The sequence below is a fragment of the uncultured Acetobacteroides sp. genome, assembly GCF_963667355.2.
In the GTDB taxonomy this organism is placed as follows: Bacteria; Bacteroidota; Bacteroidia; order Bacteroidales; family ZOR0009; genus Acetobacteroides.
Genome location: NZ_OY763328.2, coordinates 2,172,560 through 2,189,716 on the forward strand (window position 1 = coordinate 2,172,560; position 17,157 = coordinate 2,189,716).

Below are 17,157 nucleotides of genomic sequence, written 5' to 3' on the forward strand. Positions count from 1 at the left end.
CCCTTACTCGAAGTGTCATTACTATACTTGAAATAAAAATGGATAGAATTCTTAAGGTACTATTTGGGGCAGCAATAGGTGTTACCCCCATCCTGCTATTCGGGTTGCTGTTTGTCGGATTTTGGCACTACACCGATCCAACTGGCAGCAGCATTCTGGTTTACCTGATTGCGGGCATTGTGGCAGGCCTTGCCGTCGATGGGATACTGCTGCAAAAGTATTCGAAGCGTATCTACGAGATGCCGATATGGATTTTGATTGTGGCCTATCTGCTGCTGAATATTGGAGTTTTCGGGCTGTTTATGGGATTTCCGGTATTTAACCTGTTTTGCGGATTGCTGGCAGGCATCTACTACGGGAAACGAATTGCCCTTAAAAAGATATACACCAGCATTAGATCGAAGTCCATCAGGCAGCTATCGTGGCTTACCACCTCCTTCATGCTGCTTATCTGCTGCTCGTCGGCCATAATTGCCATGTCTGATCCGTATATCAGGGGGAATGTAAAAGGCGTGATGGGCCTCGATGCCGAACCATCGCAAGCCATGATATGGGCCCTAATTCTAGTAGGTGGCTCGTGTTTAGTTGTGACGCAGTACTTTGTAACTAGGCTATCAGCGGCTAAGATGGTAAAGCTCTAGGATTTAGTACCCGATGTGGGATATTGGCTACGGCGGCGCCTATTTTTCTATAAGGTTATACTCCCTTGGGTTCTGGCCCATACCCCTTGGGCCTAATCCCGAAGGGATGGCATTGTTGTGGAAGAAATAGGGTTGGTGGTCTTTACCACTTGGGCTAACATAGGGGAAAGGCGTTACGCTCCCCTCGATCTGCTGGTAGGGATTTCGCTTTTGTAATTTGAATATAACGATTATTGGAAGAATGACCAACCAACGGCGGACAGGCATACTAGTTTAGGATAGCTTTCTTCCGTAAAAACCATGGCGTAGCTGGAGGCGTTAGCCGACATCCCGAAAATTCCGACAGCGGGACATACCAGACTGGCAGGAATTCTGTTTGAGCGAGCGGAGCTACTACAACGCTAATCTGCGCAACAGCGATGAAAGGACTCGAAGCATTTATTTGATAAGGCGACATTTCACCGCGACCGAGCGAGTTAATTCGTGCCAAGGGTTTTTGGTTCTTTTTGCCCTACAAAAAGAACAGATAAGAAGATGAGATTTCCTTTATAAAGCCTAGCCTCTGCTGAATGCTAGGCCTTTATTTTAAAAGCAAAATCCCTCTGCATGCTGCAGCCAGCAGCCAAAATGGGGAAGGCCTACTCCACAAGGTTGAATTTTTGGACGTCAGCTTAGCAGAAGGTAAAGAACGAGCAGGCAGCTACTACTTGCCGGGTGACGAGCAGGGTATGCTGCCATCCGGCTAGCGCATCTTCGTGTAGCGGTCTTCTGCTACAAATCCTCGATGGCCCTATTCAGAAAATCGTTGAAGGGTTTCAGTGCCCTGAAGGTTTCGGTGGCCTCGGCGATGTAGCTCGGGCTATTTACCTCGTTGTTGGAGAGCATCCGGGCAACGTACAAGCTCTTATGCTTCAAGATTTCGGAGGCAGGATTATCCTTGCTGTATCCCTTAGGGGTTGTCTTAAGCTTATCGCCATGCAGCTCGGGGAAGTGCTGCTTGAAGGAGGGGTTGTTGATTATGTTAATGAAGTCGTCGTAGTACAGGTCGATGTCCTCGCGCACCCGGCTTAGCACCGCAGGCTCCGGCAGGTAAATCCCTCCCGACAGAAACGATCCGTTAGGTTCCATATGCATGTAGTAGCCCGAGAATTTACTTTTGCGTCCACCCCTAGCAAGGTAGGCGCCCATGTTAGTCTTGTAGGGTTCCTTGTTCTTGCTAAAGCGGATATCCTTGTATATCCTGAAGATGCACTCCTTGGGTTCGAGCAGCCTAACCGCATCGTCCAGCTGGCCGATGGAGGCAATCATCTGCCCAACTACTCCTTCGAATTCTGATAGGGCCGCTTTGTAGCGGTTCTTGTTATCGTTAAACCACTCGCGGTTGTTGTTCTCCCGAAGCTCGCTTAGGAAATCGAAAATCTGGCTCATAGGGTTTGGTATATTATGGTTCAACAAAGAATAGGTCGGCCATGATGCCGTCCGAGAGCAGGAAGTGCTCGGTTGGGATGCGTACAACATCGCCATCGTCGATCAGCTTTCCGCATTTCGTGTATGGCTCGATGGCCTTATAGAAGTAGCCGGTAAGCCTCTCCCCAAAGCGCCTCTCAAGCTTTTTTTTGCTGATCCCCCACGCGGTGCGGAGGGAGGTCAGGATAAGCTCGTTGTACTGCTCGGCGGTGGTCATCTGCTCCCTCTCCCAGTAGGGAAGGTTCTTCGCTAATGCATTAAGGTACTTCTTGTTATTGGCAACATTCCACTGGCGCGATGCGCCATCAAACGAGTGCGCCGATGGGCCAATGCCGATGTACTTGGCGTAGGTCCAGTACGAGGTGTTGTGCTTCGAGTAGAATCCGGGCTTGGCAAAGTTCGAAACCTCGTAGTGCTCAAAGCCCCCACGGGTTAGCTTATCCTCGAGGTGGCGGTAGAGGCGTTCGCTGGCCTCGTCATCAATAGGATGGAACAGGCCTCGCCTCATTTGGTTGCCGAACACCGTCTTAGGCTCGATGCTCAGGTGGTACGATGATATGTGCTGTACGTTAAGCGACAGCGCCGTATCGAGGTTGTCCATCCACTCCTGTTCCGTTTGACCAGGGATACCGTAGATCAGGTCGATGCTGATGTTGTCGAATCCGGCCGCCTGGGCCATCGGAACAACGTCGAGGGCCATCTGCGCGTCGTGCCGGCGGTTCATCAGCGCCAGGTCGCGCTCAATAAACGATTGGATGCCGATGCTCAGCCTATTTGCTCCCATCGCCCGTAGCTCCCTAAGGTACTTCGGCGTAAGGTCGTCGGGGTTGGCCTCTACGGTAAGCTCCTCAATCTGCCAGGGGTAGCACTCCATAACCTTATCCGCAAGCCGCTTAAGCTCGGCAGACGAGTAGATGGTAGGCGTTCCTCCACCAAAGTATAGCGTGCTGATGGTTTCGCCCCCAAGGTAATCCTTTCGGTCGGCAATCTCCTTAGCCAGAGCAGTAAGCATCTCGTCCTTATTGGCTAGCGACACCGAAAAGTAGAAATCACAGTAGCTGCAAAGCTTTTTACAAAACGGGATATGAATGTAAAGACCTGCCACCAAATAAATTATTAATTTTGTCTCGTAAAGTTACGAAGTTAAAGGCGATTATCATGGTAAAAAAGAAATATTGGTTTTTGGCTCTGGCATGGGCAGCAATTATACTAGTACTCTGCGGAATGCCGCCCAAGGATGTTGATAAAATGAAGCTGTTCGACTTTCCTTTTCAGGATAAGATTGTGCACTTTGGGCTCTACTTCGTACTTGGAGTGCTAATTATGGCAGTTCTAACCCTGAATACACGGCTGAAGGAATCGAAAATGGCATCGTATGCCATCACCATTTTAATCTGCCTCCTGTATGGTTGGCTGATAGAAATATTGCAGCAGAACTTTTTCCCCGGTCGTAGCTATGAGCTCATGGATGTAGCCTCCGATACGGCAGGTGCGGTACTCGGCGTTCTCCTTTACGGGCCATTCAGCCGGCTGATTGGCGGGAAAAGTGTAAAGCGCTAAAGCTGAGGTAGTACCACCTACAGAGGTGGTGCCAGCCATTACCGGCTCGGAATCTTCACCATCGTCTAGTGCATCCCTATTGCATAAAAAAGGCTCGGAACAATCCGAGCCTTTTCCTCAAGTTGTAAATATAAGAAGTGCTATCCGCACTTAGATGTTCCGCACGAGGTACATATTAGGCAACCCTCCTGGTAGATTAGCGTGTCGGCACCGCACTCAGGGCATTTGATGCCCTGTTTCGCCTTGGTTCCATTTGGAATAAAGCGCTTAAGGGCACGCTCAACACCATTCCTCCACGAGTTAATGGTATCGCTATCCAAGCGAAGAGATGATACAAGATTCACGATGTCGTTAATAGGCATTCCGTTGCGAAGGATGCCGGAGATCAGCTTAGCATAGTTCCAGTACTCCTTATTAAACATGTGCGAGATACCACCTAGCGTGTTGGTGTAGCCGTACTTGTCAACGTACTGGAAGTCGTAGCGGCTCCCCTTGTCATCTTTAACCTTGATAATCTTACCCTTGGTGATGATCTTGGGTATCGGACGAACTTCCTCGTCAACAATACCGGTAAAGATCTCGTAAGGACGGTTGTTGATGATACCCACAAAGGCAATCCATTGCTCCTCGTTATTCCTGAAGCGGATAACCTCACAGTCAACCGATGTTGGGCGCTTGCTGGGGAACTCGGCGCTGTTCTCCTTCTTCTCCTTTTTGCTAGAAACAAGCACGCCTGCTCTCGAACCATCACGGTAAACGGTAACTCCTTTACAGCCACTTTCCCATGCTGTTTTGTATACCTTTGATACCATATCCTCTGTAACGTCCGAAGGAAGATTTACGGTAACGCTGATGGAGTGGTCTACCCACTTTTGCATGCGTCCCTGCATCTTAACCTTGCTTACCCAGTCAACGTCGTTCGACGTTGCTTTGTGGTATGGCGATTTTGCAATGATTTCATCCATTTGCTCGCTGTCGTACTGCTTTACAGCATCTACATCGTAGCCGTTGATATCGAGCCATGCTATAAACTTATGGTGGAATACATAGTACTCTTCCCACGAGTCGCCTACCTCATCCACAAAGGTCACCACAACATCTTGATCGCTGGGGTTCACCTTACGGCGTCGCTTGTATACAGGCAGGAATACAGGCTCAATACCCGAGGTTGTCTGCGTCATCAAGCTGGTAGTACCTGTTGGAGCAATGGTAAGCATGGCGATGTTGCGTCTACCAACTTCGCTCATCTCCTTATAAAGTGATGGATCAGCTTCCTTAATACGGTTGATGAAGGGGTTCTTTGATTCGCGCTTGGTATCGTAAATTGGGAATGCACCTCGTTCGCGAGCCATCATTACCGACGAGCGATAAGCTTCCGTGGCAAGCATACGTTGGATGTTTTCGGCGAAGTCGATGGCTTCGTCGCTACCGTAACGAATACCAAGGGCGGCAAGCATATCTCCCTCGGCGGTAATCCCTAAGCCAGTACGGCGACCGTTGATTGCCTTCTCGCGAATCTTCTCCCAAAGATGGCGCTCAACGAACTTGATCTCCTCGTCTTCAGGATCCTTGTTTACCTTTTCAATAATGGCTTCAACCTTCTCCAGTTCAAGGTCGATGATATCGTCCATCATGCGCATGGCAATGATGACGTGGCGCTTGAAGAGTTCGTAGTCGAACTTTGCCTTTGGTGTAAACGGATTCTCTACGTAGCTATATAGGTTAAGGGCTAGCAGACGGCAGCTGTCGTAGGGGCAAAGTGGAATTTCACCGCAAGGATTGGTTGAAACGGTACGGTATCCCAAGTCGGCGTAGCTGTCGGCAACCGATTCGCGAAGGATGGTATCCCAGAAAAGGATGCCAGGCTCTGCCGATTTCCATGCGTTGTGAACAATCTTCTTCCATAGCTTCTGGGCATCAATCTCTACCCTGTATTTGGGTGATGTAGAATCAATAGGGTACTGCTGAACGTACTTACGTCCAGTCTGTACGCACTTCATGAACTCATCGTCAATCTTTACCGATACGTTGGCACCTGTAACCTTTCCAGTTTCCATCTTAGCATCAATAAAGCGCTCTGCATCTGGGTGCTTTATCGAGATGCTGAGCATAAGCGCACCGCGACGACCATCTTGGGCTACTTCGCGGGTCGAGTTGGAGTAGCGCTCCATGAAAGGAACAACGCCTGTTGAGGTAAGCGCGCTATTTAATACAGGGCTACCTGTTGGACGAATGTGCGATAGGTCGTGACCGACACCTCCACGGCGTTTCATCAGTTGCACCTGCTCTTCGTCAATACGGATGATACCTCCGTATGAGTCAGCCGGATTGTCCTGCCCAATAACAAAACAGTTAGAAAGAGAAGCAACCTGCATGTTGTTGCCAATGCCTGTCATTGGTCCTCCCTGCGGAATAACGTACTTGAAATCCTTTAGTAGCTCGTAAACCTTGGCGGCTGTAAGCGGATTTGGATAGTTCTTCTCAATACGCTCAATCTCGTTGGCAATGCGCCAGTGCATTTGGTCGGGATTCTGCTCGTAAATCTTACCGAACGAATCCTTGAGAGCATATTTGCTTACCCAAACGGTAGCGGCAAGATCGTCTCCCCGGAAGTACTCTTTGGCAGAAGCAACGGCGTCCTGATACGAGTAAACCTTCAGCTCGTCAGGTGTTGTTTCTAGTTTTGTTTTGGCTGTTTTGGCTGCTTCCATTATTCTGTATTTATAGTATCCTTTAATTGCTTTAGGAAAAATGAGTTGTCTATTTCTGCTCGTATTACGAACGCCCTTGCAAGATAGCAACGTTATTTGGAGCAAGCCAAACGCTTTTTACTATAGATATCAACAATCGAGGAAAGTTATTAACAGCCCTGAAAAACAACATTATAACCATTTATTAAATAAAATTTACCCTTTGGATTATTCGAGATCTTGATTAAATAATGGTTTGCTAAACCCTTGCAATAGCAAACATTTGAATTAACACGATTAAACAAACAGATATTCATTGTGACGTACATTAACAAATTAAAAAGGCAGAAGTATTAGTATACTTCTGCCTTTTAGTAAAACGTTATGTAAAATAATCTAGGATTACTCTTTCCAGTCTCCGTTTTCTTTGATAAGGTTGATAAGCTCTTCTAGGGCTTCTTCTTGTGGGATATTTTTCTTAACAGCAACCTTACCTTTATAAAGAGTAACTCTTCGAGGTCCTGCTCCAACGTAGCCGTAATCGGCATCGGCCATCTCGCCAGGACCGTTTACGATGCAGCCCATGATGCCGATCTTTAATCCGGTAAGGTGTTTGGTACGCTCGCGGATAAGCGCAGCTGTTTGCTGAAGGTTGAAGAGCGTACGTCCACAGCCAGGACAAGAAATAAACTCTGTTTTGGAGATACGAACCCTCGCAGCCTGCAGAATGGAAAAGGATGTGGATACAACCTGTTCGTTGTCAATGCTGCCAGTATTCGATATCATGATACCATCGGGCAGACCATCTATGAAGAGAGGACCGTAGTCGGCAGCAGACTTAAGTTGTAGAAGGTTTACATCGTTTTCGAAGTATTGGCGATGAATTATAATTGGGTTAAGCACCTTTTTACTCCTTAAGTTGAGTATTGCGGCTCTTTGTTCCGCCAGTCCATTGATGTTGGATGTGCTTATAATTGCTACTGCCTGCGAATTCTGGTTTAGGCTGCTAGCCGCAGCTTCCATATCATCAGCCGCATCTACCCAAATAAACGAAGGGGTATTTGGGGTATCACCAATGATATTGAGACCTTCTTCAGTCCCTAAGCTGATAGGTGCTTTACCAGCAAAAAGGTAATCTGGGGCGGTATCAATCGCTTTCTTCCAATCACTATCAGCAAGTTGGTATCCAAGCTTACTGATGATCTCGTTGGTGATAGCCGCTTGCTTTGAAAGATCGCAGATTACCACAGGAAGGTTATCACCTCCGATGTTTGCAACAGCGCTACTTTCAACCTTTACATAGGTGTAAGGGCTGTATAACGATGTGTTGACTTCTGCAATTCTTCCATGGTTTTGGCGATTGTCGAAGTAGCTTACAAGAGCTTTGGCAACCGGAATTTCGGCTTCTGGCTCTTCAGTAAGCGATACGCGAATGGTGTCGCCAATGCCATCAGCAAGAAGGGCTCCAATACCAACTGCCGACTTGATACGGCCATCTTCGCCTTCGCCAGCTTCGGTGACGCCAAGGTGCAGAGGAAACTGCATTCCTTCCAGCTTCATTCTCCTAACCAATTGGCGGTAGGCATGAACCATTACCCTAACGTTGCTTGATTTCATCGAGAGCACTACATTCGAAAAGTTCTCCTCGACGCATATTCGCAGAAACTCGATTGCCGATTCTACCATTCCCTCTGGTGTATCGCCATATCGGCTCATTATTCTGTCGGAAAGCGAACCGTGGTTCACGCCAATACGAATTGCGGTACTATTTTTTTTGCAGATGTTGAGCAGGTTGACAAACTTCTCGCGTAGTCTCCCCAGTTCCTCTGCGTACTCTTCATCGCTTAGGTTAACGTCAATAAAGCTAGCCCGTTTATCGATAAAGTTACCAGGATTAATCCGAACTTTTTCAACATGAAGCGCTGCCACATCGGCTGCGTTTGGGTTAAAGTGAATATCGGCAACAAGAGGTTTATCGTAGCCTTGCTGCAGTAGCGACTGACGGATATTGGCAAGATTCTCTGCTTCACGAACACCTTGTGCGGTTAGCCTAACCAGATCTGAACCAGCCTCAAAGATGCGCTTACATTGAGCCACGGAGGCCTCAGTGTCAAGCGTATCCGTCGTAGTCATCGATTGAACTCTGATAGGGAACTCACTACCCAACATAAGGTTTCCAATACATACGCTATTGGTTTCACGACGTTTGTATTGGTTTAGGCTTTCAAAAAATTCCATGGCAGTTAGTTGGCAATAATAAAGGCCGTGCGATAGGTTTTCTTTATATCCGCTAAAGGTTCTTTTGCTTCGTCATGATTGGTAAATGAACCAACAAAAACCTTGTAAAGCGTTTTTCTTCTGTGTCTTACTTTTCGGTAGTTAGAAGGCATTTTGTAGGTCTCATTCAACTTTTCAGCAAGTCTCTTAGCATTCTTCAGCGAGGCTACACTGGCTACTTGGATGGTACAGCTATCTTCTGCAGTATTCGTTGAGATGCTTTTTGATGGTAGAGAATCTGCTGCAGCTTCTAAATCAGCAATCTCATCAGCTAAGTGTCGGGCTTTGATACTATCGCTGGCCACTTCTATTCTAACCTTTTGTACCCCTGCTGCAATCATATCAATTTTTGCAGCAGCAGCACGAGAAATATCAATTTTTATGCGACGAGGGGAGCAGCGGTCATTAATTTTGACAACAACCGATTTGTTGTTGCTTAAGTTGGTAACAAGTACGTCTGTTCCATAAGGAAATGATGGGTGTGCAGCTGTAAGCTTGGTGTGGCGATAGACCTCTCCGCTAGAAGTTCTATGTCCGTTGAATCTTTTGTTGTAGAAGCTAGCCAGACCCTCTTCGGCAGGCATTTGTGCATAGCCTAAAAATGAAAATACCGAAAAAAGAATAATCAGGACAACATTCCGCATAAATCTAGTTTTTAGTTAGCTTAGGCTCACTTTCAAACAGTGATCCTAAGTCGTAAAATAGAGCTGCTGAAAACTGCAGCTGAAATTGGCGCGAGCCATATGGACGGTTGTTAGTATAGTCTGGGTTGTAGAGGTTTGTAAGCCCATAGTAGTAGCGTGATTCTACCTGTAGCATGAATGGATTAAGTTTTAAGCCTAATCCTACACCTCCTAATACGCCAAACTCGTAACGACGATCGCGCTTAAGGAAAAATTCGTAGTCGTTTTTATAGGTAATACCCTTAGTTTTTATCTGATCCTTAGAGTCGAGCATGTAGTTGACGTAGCAACCCAGATTCAGTAATACCGAAACTCTCTTGTAGGTTACATTTCCTTGAGCCATTATTGGCAGCATGATGGAGTTGTAGGTGCGGGTGTAAATTGAGTCGCCAATCTCTGGCTTTTTGTAGCCTCTATGCGTATAGTTCAACTCCGCCTGAAATGACATGTATTTTTCTCCCACATACCTAAACGATAATCCTCCGCTGTAGCTACCTGCGTAGGATGTTTGCTTTAAATCGGGTTGAAACATCACACCCGACATTCCGTAGCCAAAATTTATGCCAAGATATCTCTTAGCGGGAATGTTTGGTTTTTGGGCAACAACAGCACCTGCTATTCCAGCAAGAAGGAGTGTATATAGTAGTTTTTTCATTCGTTAAAATCAAAGGTTTACATCGACAATTTTTTGCTGGATTGCTTGCACTTTATGCTCCATTCTTCCGCACTCTCCTTGGCGGATATCAGCATTAATACTCAGGTAAACGCGGTCGGCAAATGGTTCGATTGCCTTTTTTGCTCTGGCGACAATAGCTAAAGCCTCCTCAAGGGTTTCCGTTTCTATAATGGTGCTCATGGAGGTAAGCTGGTAGGGAACGCCTGAACTCTTTATAGCATCAATGGCTTTACTTACGTAGCTGTTTACGCTTGACCCCTTATCGGTAGGGAATATGGCAAATTGTAGTATGGTTGACATAGTTTTAGTAGTTTGAGAAGATCTCGTTTACATCTACATTCACTTCATTCTCCCAACCCGAGCGAAGCACGAATTGCTTTTCCTTTTCTTTGTGGAGGTAGCATACGCGTTCGGGCGACAACTGCTTGAGGTAGTTTCCGGTATCCCAGGCCCCATTTTTGTTTAGATCTTCGATAACTCGAATAATGTAGGTATCTGCCTTAATGAAAGGAAAGCGGATAACGCCGCTTTGGGTTATCGTCTTTTGGCGGATCAACTTGTATTTCTTATCGAGAACCTGCATAATCAAATTATCTTTAACGTTCTTGACATTAAAGATAAATGTTCCAAATTTGGAAGGGCTAGAGGTGTTGAAGGCAAACGAGGTTGAGTCGTTTACCTGCTTTTGGATATTCTCTATTGCATTGGAGTCTAGAAGCATTTGGTAACGACTATCCTCCACCCATTTTGAAGTGATGGAGTAGTTTAGCAGACTCTTAGGATCAGTTTTAATGTTAAAAGGAACCTTTACTCTTTTGTCGTTATCGTCAATGCGATATAGGGTAAGTTTAGAGGTATCAATGCGGGTAAGCGGAAGGTTTACTTGCATAAAGAAGCCGCCATCCTCGTTTGCTGTGCCATCGGGCGTGTTAAACTGAGGTGTAATGGATTGGATCTTTGGAGCAGCCTTTTCCTCTTCTTTCTTCTTATTTTTTTTTGTAGCCCTATCCATTTTAGAAAGAGGAAGTTCCCATGAAACTTTTTCAAGAGTTTCAATAAGTTTGCCAGTACTATCGCTCTTCATGTAGGTATAGTTAGCGAGCAACGTATCGACTATCTTGCGTGTGGCATCTTTTAGCCAATAGGTAATGGTGTCACCTTCGGTATCTTTTTCTACAAAGAAATCATTGATAGTTAAACCATCGAATTCGATCTTTTTTATATCAGGGTTGGGGCTGTTGAAGAACAGTTGGAACTTATACTTCTCGGGACGAGTTTTCCCTGTTATGTACTGGAGGGTTTTCATTTCAGAAAACATCTTAAACTTAACCTGAGGAGGTAGCTGTGAACGCCATAGCGAGTCGGAAACTGTGTCTCGACGAGCAGAGATGTTAACAGGGCTAAAGAGTCCTTTTTCGAAAGCTACTTTGTCGATTCCGGGATCGAAAAGATAGTTGCGGTTGGCATCATCTATTGCGATAATTTTATACTGCTTATTTTTAAGCGTGTTTGCAATAAAGATTCCCTCCTTATCTGTTTTTGCGATAATGCTGGGCTTGTACTTTAGAGGCACTTGGACGCTATCGTTATCGTAGAAAAATACGTAAGCTCCGGCAACAGGGAGCATTGTGCTGGCATCATAAACGGTGCCATTCAACTTAAGGGTATCCAAGTTGCTGCCTGTAGAGAAAGTGAGGGAGTAGTTAACTAGTGGATTGCCTTCATTATTGTCAACAATAGAGTTACCGAAGTTGAACGAGTAAGTAGTATTGGGCATTAGCGCCTTTTCAACAACAACTTCTATTTTTTTACCCTTTTCTCGAACTTCAGGTAGTTCCTCCATCGGGGGAGAAACAAAGAAGGATTTTTGTAGATCTTTTAGGGTAACATACTCGTCAAATGAGATTTCGAATTCCTTTTCAGATACGTTACGGCTGAATTGGACTGGCGAACTTTTTAGAACAACAGGGGCAAGGGTATCTTTTGGACCGCCAGTAGGGCTAACCATACGGGCGCATTGGCTAAATGATAGTGCTAGTAAGCCACCTATAAGGAGTATAAAAGGTGTATTTCTCAAAGCTAAAGTCTTTGTTTGAAGATGTTATTATCCCACAACTGGCAAAAGTAAGAAAGATTGGTTGATTTGTTAGGTGTTTATTAACTCTTTTAAGGATTGGAATCTGAATTCGTGGTTATATATTGCACTAATTTAGGACTTAATAATAAAGTTGATATATGTTTTCAGGAATTGTAGAGGAAGCCGGCAAGGTGGTTATGCTTGAGAAGGAAAAGGATAACCTCAATATTACCGTCAACTGCTCGTTTGCCGATAAGTTGAAGATAGATCAAAGTATTGCCCATAATGGGGTGTGCCTTACGGTTGTAAACCTAAAGGAGGGTGAGTATACCGTTACTGCTATTAAGGAGACGCTACAAAAAACCAACTTAGGATTACTTGAGGTTGGCGAAAAGATAAACTTGGAACGTAGCATGCGCATGGAGGCACTTCTCGATGGCCACATTGTACAGGGACATGTTGATCAAACTGCCGTCTGCACCTCCATCGAAGAGGTAAATGGAAGTTGGTACTTTACATTTAAGTATGATCCATCTTTAGGGAATATAACTGTAGAGAAAGGATCTGTAGCAGTTAATGGTGTAAGTCTGACCGTTGTTAATTCAAAAGATGATGAGTTTTCGGTAGCTATCATTCCTTATACCTACGAGCATACTAATTTCCACCAGTTTAAGGTTGGAACGGTAGTTAACCTTGAGTTTGATATTCTTGGTAAGTACGTTACAAAGCTCATGAAGCAGTACTCAGGAAAGTAGTAGGCATCTCATGCAAATCTCGTCGCCTAAGCAAATGTCTGTGCTGATATCGGGGATTACCTCGGTATTAGTGGTGGTTGTATTTTGGTTGTCGCATACGTCGAAGAACTTTATTAATGAGTTGCTGTTAGGCGTAGCAATTGCACTGGTTGTATTTATTGTGGTTTTTGTTGTAATCTACTATCTTCTCAATGAACTAATCTTCGGGAAGATAACTCCAATATATAAAACCATCCAGCAGCTTAATCTTTCTGATTCTGAATTGAAAGAATTTTTGGAGGGGAAGGATATCGGGAAGGAGCTCGAAGAGGAACTTACAAAGTGGGCTGCGAAGCGGGGTAACGAGTTAACTCGACTACGCGAAATGGAACGTTACCGTAAAGAATTTTTAGGCAACGTATCGCACGAGCTTAAAACTCCAATTTTCAACATGCAAGGTTACATCCTAACCTTGCTGGATGGTGGACTTGAGGATGAATCAATAAACCGACGTTACCTCGAGCGTGCTGAGAAAAGCATCAACCGAATGATCTCGATTGTTGAAGATTTGGAGGAAATATCGAAGTTGGAGTCTGGCGAGTTGAAGTTAAAGCCTGAAAAGTTTGACATCGTAGCGATGGTGCAGGAAATTGTCGATAGCCTTGAGATGAAGGCGTTACAGCGCGAAATTAAAATTGTGATTGCCCGGAGCAAGACTACCCCTATCTATGTAAATGCTGATAGGATGAGCATATCGCAGGTAATTGTAAACCTACTGGTTAACTCCATAAATTATGGAAAGGAAGGAGGAACAACTATCGTATCTTTTTCAGATATGTTCGATAGTATTCTCATTGAGGTCTCGGATGATGGTGTAGGCATTGATCAAAAGGATTTAAACCGTATTTTTGAGCGATTCTTCAGGGCCGATAAAAGTCGATCGAGAGAATCAGGAGGAACGGGATTAGGCCTTGCCATTGTTAAGCATATAATTGAGGCCCACCGTCAAACCATTAACGTGAGAAGCAAATTAGGGGAAGGCAGCTCATTTGCCTTTACCCTTAATAAAGCATAATATATAAAAGCATGAATCTTCTGTTTATCAATTGGAATGTTGATCCTGTATTCTTTACCATTTTTGGATTTCAGGTTCGTTATTACGGAATACTATTTGCCATAGCCTTTGTGGCCAGCTACTGGGTCTTTACTCGAATGTATAAGTTTGAGGGGATAAAGATTTCGGAAATAGATAATCTTGCATTTTATGTGGGCATCGGCGTTGTTGTTGGAGCTCGTTTAGGTCATGTACTTTTTTATCAGCCCGAATATTACTTCTCACATCCTTGGCATATTCTTAACATTCGCGAGGGTGGACTAGCCAGTCATGGTGCCGCAATAGGTATCTTAATTGCCTTGGCTCTCTATTCGCGAAAGTATAAGCGACCATTTATCTGGCTTTTAGATAGGATATCGCTTGCTGTTCCTATTGCTGGAATGTTTGTGCGCTTAGGTAACCTAATGAATTCCGAAATCTACGGACATGTAACTAACTTGCCTTGGGGGATTATCTTTTTACGTGAAGGCGAAACGCTGCCTAAGCATCCGACACAAATTTATGAGGCATTAGCGTATCTGACAATCTTTTTTGTGCTATATTGGATGCACTTCAAGAAGGAGTGTGCCTTCAAGAAGCCTGGAATGCAATTCGGTGTATTTTTATCGTTGCTTTTCTTGTCCCGTTTTTTAATTGAGTTTATTAAGAATGATCAGGTAGGATTTGAGCAGGGGATGGCCTTAAACATGGGGCAAATTCTTAGCATACCATTTATTTTAGCGGGTATTGGTTTTATCATTTACGCAAATAAATATGCAAAGCCCAATGCACGTCCACAAAACGGTAAGGGGAAATAGGCTAAAGATTGCACTTTTCTCCTTAGGTCTGTTTATAGTTGCTGTAGCAGGTCTTTACTACTTTTTGAGCTTTAAAAAAACGCACATTACCCCAACATTAGAGGGCACGTGGGTTTGTAAGCAGTATCTGGATAGTATTGCAGCAAAACGTTCGGTTGCTGCAATAAAGGCTGCTCCTATGTTTGTGCAGATATCCTTTAAAAAGGGATGGATTGATTCGGTGATGGGAACCGGCTTAGCATCCACCTATAAGATGATGCTGATTAAGCAAAAGAAGGGGAAGTACCTACTAACTCGGTTTACAGATACCATTGGAACTGTAAACCTTAAGAAGAAATTTTCCTTTGAAGAAAAGTGGAGCGGAAGTTCTTGGATTTATACAAAGGTAGATACTGCCTTTAAGGGTATGGATAGGGGAAAGATCTTCCATAGGCTGCTAAATAGAATTCTTATAGCAGGAAAGTATACGCCTTTGCAGGGTAAGTCGCTGCTAAAAGAAGTTGAGTTCTCGGATTCGGGATCAGTTAATGGGATAAAGGGCTTTAAAGAGTATAAGCTCTGCTATGGGATGGATTGCTTAAGGCCAACTTTACCTAAGGATGCAATCTTTATGAGCGGTGCTAAGAATACTGTTCAATTTGCTTTCGATCTGGTAGCCGACACACTGAACGTGTACTCTATTGCGCGTTCCGATACTGCAAATCACTTTAAACTTTACTGGAAATTGCTGAAGCTAAGAACGAAGCGCTAAATAACATTATCATAAACCCTGTCGGCAATGGTTAAGTCGATGGGGTTTGTTATTTTAATATTCTCGATATTACCATCTACAAGCGTAATCGCTAACCCGTAAGATTCTACAACCGAAGCATCATCTGTAAAGGTAGGGGTGTACTCCTGCTTGTAGGCATTCATTAGCATATTTGAAGGAAACACCTGTGGGGTTTGAACTAGACGAATGGCGCTTCTGTCTATTGCTGCATTGCCCGTAGCCGTAACCATTCGAAGAGAGTCAACAGCAGGTATAACGGGAATGACGGCCCTGCCGGTAGCCGCCTCATTGTAGCATCGTTCAATAACAGAAGTTGAAACCAATGGTCGAACGCCATCGTGGATGCCAACTATGCAGTTGTTATCGACAAGCAACAATCCGTTCTTTACCGAGTGGTAGCGGGTTTCACCACCTTGGGTCACATCGTGCTGTATGGTAAAGTGGTATTCGCTGCAAAGATGCTTCCATCGCTCGATCTCATCATTTGGCAGTACAACAACAATCTTTATATCATTACAAAAGTAGTAGAACCGCTCGATGGTGTGCATGAGGATGGGCTTTCCGCGAAGCAGCAGAAACTGCTTGGGGATATCGCTGCGCATGCGTGTTCCGCTGCCTCCTGCAACAATTACGACAGCCTTCTTCATTACTTCTTACGATTACTATTTAGGTAGCCGGTGCAGGCAAAATCAACGGTTTCGCTGATTGGCGTGTACTTGAAGTTGAACTGGGTTTCAAATTTCTTGCCGCTGTAGTAGCTCTTTCGCCAGGCAGAACGAGCGCTTTGTGGCGTTACCAGCGGCTCTTTACCAGTTATGTAGGAGTAGAAACCGCTAAAGGCGGCAATTGCTTTAATCAAAAATGGATATGCTTTGTATCTAGGAACTGGCTTGCTAAGCCCTTTGGCAATGCTGCAGAATAGGTCGTAGTAGTTAATGTTTTCGGAAGAGAGAATAAACCTTTCGGCAGAGATATCGCTCTCCAAGGCCAGTCGGCTTGCACGGGCAACATCGCGGACATCAACAAAACCCGTTACTCCTTTACTATAGAAGGACAAACCTTTTGCGATGGAAGATATAAAGGTAGAGCTGCTGGTTTTCCAATCACCAGCGCCAAGAATTACTGAGGGGTTGAGGATTACCGCATTGAGCCCCGAATTTATGGCACGCCAAACCTCCATCTCGGCGTAGAACTTGCTGGTAGAGTAGGCGCTTTGATCCTTAACCGATGCCAGCTTGGTTTCCTCTGTAATGGGTTCGCCGTTGATGGTGCTGCCAAGCGCAGCTATAGAACTTATGTGGCACAACTTCTTGACACCAGCCTCGATGGCTGCATCAACAACGTAGGAGGCCATTAGCGTGTTGTTCTCGATGATGCGGTTCTTGAACTGGGGGTTGAACGATACTTCTGCGGCTGTGTGCACCACGTACTGAACGCCTTGCATTGCCATCAGAACTTCGCTATAGTCGAGCATGTCTACGCTTACCCATTCAACCTTATCGAAGAGGCTGAAGCCGTTTTCGTAGTAGCCAAAAATCTGCTTGGCTTTTGCTTGTGATGCTTGGTTGCGGAAGGTTCCCTTTACATGGTAGCCTGATTGCAGAAGCTCTAGAGCAACATGAGCGCCTAAGAATCCTGTAGCTCCAGTGATTAGTATGGTTGGTTGCAT

16 protein-coding genes are annotated in these 17,157 nt (G+C 45.0%); 6 read left to right on the forward strand and 10 right to left on the reverse strand.

Annotation, left to right across the window (positions count from 1 at the left end; translation table 11 throughout):
- Window positions 1-38: 38 nt before the first annotated feature.
- Window positions 39-641, forward strand: coding sequence for a hypothetical protein (locus ACHZA1_RS08955; protein ID WP_320051539.1), 603 nt, complete (start codon window positions 39-41; stop codon window positions 639-641).
- A gap of 771 nt (window positions 642-1,412) precedes the next feature.
- On the opposite strand, the gene ACHZA1_RS08960 is transcribed toward ACHZA1_RS08955, so the two are convergent.
- Together ACHZA1_RS08960 and hemW are read right to left on the reverse strand one after the other, a co-directional pair.
- Window positions 1,413-2,069: a DUF2461 domain-containing protein gene (locus ACHZA1_RS08960; protein ID WP_320051540.1), complete on the reverse strand. Its 657-nt coding sequence runs from the start codon at window positions 2,067-2,069 to the stop codon at window positions 1,413-1,415.
- A gap of 13 nt (window positions 2,070-2,082) precedes the next feature.
- Complete coding sequence (gene hemW / locus ACHZA1_RS08965; protein WP_320051541.1) at window positions 2,083-3,213, reverse strand: radical SAM family heme chaperone HemW; 1,131 nt, start codon at window positions 3,211-3,213, stop codon at window positions 2,083-2,085.
- A 53-nt stretch (window positions 3,214-3,266) separates the two neighbouring features.
- Here hemW and ACHZA1_RS08970 point away from each other — a divergent pair, with 53 nt between their 5' ends.
- Window positions 3,267-3,668 carry a VanZ family protein gene (locus ACHZA1_RS08970; protein WP_320051542.1) on the forward strand — a complete coding sequence of 134 codons (402 nt, stop codon included), beginning with the start codon at window positions 3,267-3,269 and terminating at the stop codon, window positions 3,666-3,668.
- A 140-nt stretch (window positions 3,669-3,808) separates the two neighbouring features.
- Here ACHZA1_RS08970 and ACHZA1_RS08975 read toward each other — a convergent pair whose 3' ends face one another.
- The 6 genes from ACHZA1_RS08975 to ACHZA1_RS09000 form a co-directional block, all read right to left on the reverse strand.
- Complete coding sequence (locus ACHZA1_RS08975) at window positions 3,809-6,379, reverse strand: adenosylcobalamin-dependent ribonucleoside-diphosphate reductase (protein WP_320051543.1); 2,571 nt, start codon at window positions 6,377-6,379, stop codon at window positions 3,809-3,811.
- 381 nt (window positions 6,380-6,760) lie between these two features.
- Entirely contained in the window at window positions 6,761-8,596 is a 1,836-nt protein-coding gene (gene ispG / locus ACHZA1_RS08980; RefSeq protein WP_320051544.1) for a (E)-4-hydroxy-3-methylbut-2-enyl-diphosphate synthase, read from the reverse strand.
- A gap of 5 nt (window positions 8,597-8,601) precedes the next feature.
- Window positions 8,602-9,279 carry a septal ring lytic transglycosylase RlpA family protein gene (locus ACHZA1_RS08985; RefSeq protein ID WP_320051545.1) on the reverse strand — a complete coding sequence of 226 codons (678 nt, stop codon included), beginning with the start codon at window positions 9,277-9,279 and terminating at the stop codon, window positions 8,602-8,604.
- Window positions 9,280-9,283: 4 nt separating this feature from the next.
- A complete protein-coding gene (locus ACHZA1_RS08990; protein ID WP_320051546.1) occupies window positions 9,284-9,973 on the reverse strand; it encodes an outer membrane beta-barrel protein in 690 nt (229 codons plus the stop codon).
- A 9-nt stretch (window positions 9,974-9,982) separates the two neighbouring features.
- Window positions 9,983-10,294, reverse strand: coding sequence for a thiamine-binding protein (locus ACHZA1_RS08995; RefSeq protein ID WP_320051547.1), 312 nt, complete (start codon window positions 10,292-10,294; stop codon window positions 9,983-9,985).
- A 4-nt stretch (window positions 10,295-10,298) separates the two neighbouring features.
- The gene (locus ACHZA1_RS09000) at window positions 10,299-12,071 is read right to left on the reverse strand and encodes an Ig-like domain-containing protein (protein WP_320051549.1); all 1,773 of its coding nucleotides are present in this window, start codon (window positions 12,069-12,071) and stop codon (window positions 10,299-10,301) included.
- Window positions 12,072-12,229: 158 nt separating this feature from the next.
- Here ACHZA1_RS09000 and ACHZA1_RS09005 point away from each other — a divergent pair, with 158 nt between their 5' ends.
- From ACHZA1_RS09005 to ACHZA1_RS09020, 4 genes are read left to right on the forward strand one after another with little or no spacing between them, the layout of a single operon-like run.
- Entirely contained in the window at window positions 12,230-12,826 is a 597-nt protein-coding gene (locus ACHZA1_RS09005) for a riboflavin synthase (RefSeq protein ID WP_320051550.1), read from the forward strand.
- A 10-nt stretch (window positions 12,827-12,836) separates the two neighbouring features.
- The gene (locus tag ACHZA1_RS09010) at window positions 12,837-13,880 is read left to right on the forward strand and encodes an ATP-binding protein (RefSeq protein WP_320051551.1); all 1,044 of its coding nucleotides are present in this window, start codon (window positions 12,837-12,839) and stop codon (window positions 13,878-13,880) included.
- Between the two features lie 11 nt (window positions 13,881-13,891).
- Complete coding sequence (lgt, locus tag ACHZA1_RS09015) at window positions 13,892-14,716, forward strand: prolipoprotein diacylglyceryl transferase (protein ID WP_320051552.1); 825 nt, start codon at window positions 13,892-13,894, stop codon at window positions 14,714-14,716.
- The gene (locus ACHZA1_RS09020; RefSeq protein WP_320051553.1) at window positions 14,685-15,467 is read left to right on the forward strand and encodes a hypothetical protein; all 783 of its coding nucleotides are present in this window, start codon (window positions 14,685-14,687) and stop codon (window positions 15,465-15,467) included. The genes lgt and ACHZA1_RS09020 overlap by 32 nt, the downstream gene beginning before the upstream one ends.
- On the opposite strand, the gene ACHZA1_RS09025 is transcribed toward ACHZA1_RS09020, so the two are convergent.
- Window positions 15,464-16,135, reverse strand: a complete 672-nt coding sequence (locus tag ACHZA1_RS09025; protein WP_320051554.1) for a 2-C-methyl-D-erythritol 4-phosphate cytidylyltransferase — start codon at window positions 16,133-16,135, stop codon at window positions 15,464-15,466. The two genes, ACHZA1_RS09020 and ACHZA1_RS09025, sit on opposite strands and share 4 nt — an antisense overlap.
- Window positions 16,135-17,157, reverse strand: coding sequence for an NAD-dependent epimerase/dehydratase family protein (locus ACHZA1_RS09030; protein ID WP_320051555.1), 1,023 nt, complete (start codon window positions 17,155-17,157; stop codon window positions 16,135-16,137). The genes ACHZA1_RS09025 and ACHZA1_RS09030 overlap by 1 nt, the downstream gene beginning before the upstream one ends.

Coding starts and splice junctions, on each gene's coding strand:
- ACHZA1_RS08995 (WP_320051547.1), bottom strand. CDS start 10,294: ATGTCAACCATACTACAATTTGCCATATTCCCTACCGATAAGGGGTCA.
- ACHZA1_RS09030 (WP_320051555.1), bottom strand. CDS start 17,157: ATGCAACCAACCATACTAATCACTGGAGCTACAGGATTCTTAGGCGCT.
- lgt (WP_320051552.1), top strand. CDS start 13,892: ATGAATCTTCTGTTTATCAATTGGAATGTTGATCCTGTATTCTTTACC.
- ACHZA1_RS08955 (WP_320051539.1), top strand. CDS start 39: ATGGATAGAATTCTTAAGGTACTATTTGGGGCAGCAATAGGTGTTACC.
- ACHZA1_RS08985 (WP_320051545.1), bottom strand. CDS start 9,279: ATGCGGAATGTTGTCCTGATTATTCTTTTTTCGGTATTTTCATTTTTA.
- ACHZA1_RS08990 (WP_320051546.1), bottom strand. CDS start 9,973: ATGAAAAAACTACTATATACACTCCTTCTTGCTGGAATAGCAGGTGCT.
- ACHZA1_RS09005 (WP_320051550.1), top strand. CDS start 12,230: ATGTTTTCAGGAATTGTAGAGGAAGCCGGCAAGGTGGTTATGCTTGAG.
- ACHZA1_RS09010 (WP_320051551.1), top strand. CDS start 12,837: ATGCAAATCTCGTCGCCTAAGCAAATGTCTGTGCTGATATCGGGGATT.
- ACHZA1_RS08975 (WP_320051543.1), bottom strand. CDS start 6,379: ATGGAAGCAGCCAAAACAGCCAAAACAAAACTAGAAACAACACCTGAC.
- ACHZA1_RS08960 (WP_320051540.1), bottom strand. CDS start 2,069: ATGAGCCAGATTTTCGATTTCCTAAGCGAGCTTCGGGAGAACAACAAC.
- ispG (WP_320051544.1), bottom strand. CDS start 8,596: ATGGAATTTTTTGAAAGCCTAAACCAATACAAACGTCGTGAAACCAAT.
- ACHZA1_RS09020 (WP_320051553.1), top strand. CDS start 14,685: ATGCACGTCCACAAAACGGTAAGGGGAAATAGGCTAAAGATTGCACTT.
- ACHZA1_RS09025 (WP_320051554.1), bottom strand. CDS start 16,135: ATGAAGAAGGCTGTCGTAATTGTTGCAGGAGGCAGCGGAACACGCATG.
- ACHZA1_RS08970 (WP_320051542.1), top strand. CDS start 3,267: ATGGTAAAAAAGAAATATTGGTTTTTGGCTCTGGCATGGGCAGCAATT.